Here is a 234-nt window from a genome sequence, read left to right as displayed (position 1 = left end):
GATCGCGGTCAGCGTGCACGCGGCCACCGATGCGGCGTCCGCCCCGCTGGACTGGCGGCTGTTTCTGCCCGAGAGCTGGGACGATCGGTCGACCGCCGACCCCGAGACGGTCGCGGCGATCACCGCCCGTCGGCGACGGTCCGCGATCCCCGACACCGAGCACCACCGCCCCAAATGGCAGATGGCGATCGAGATGATCGACGAGCTGACCGAGTGGGGCCGGATCCCGCCGGT

The 234-nt window shown here is 71.8% G+C and carries 1 protein-coding gene; it reads left to right on the top strand.

Annotated features, from left to right (window positions below; translation table 11 throughout):
• Window positions 1–234 (top strand): transposase (locus QM806_RS41160; RefSeq protein ID WP_283295083.1); only part of this gene is annotated, 234 nt, incomplete at both ends.

This window comes from Rhodococcus sp. IEGM 1351, from assembly GCF_030056875.1.
Classification (GTDB): Bacteria; Actinomycetota; Actinomycetes; order Mycobacteriales; family Mycobacteriaceae; genus Rhodococcus_F; species Rhodococcus_F opacus.
This window is presented reverse-complemented; position numbering and strand designations above follow the sequence as displayed.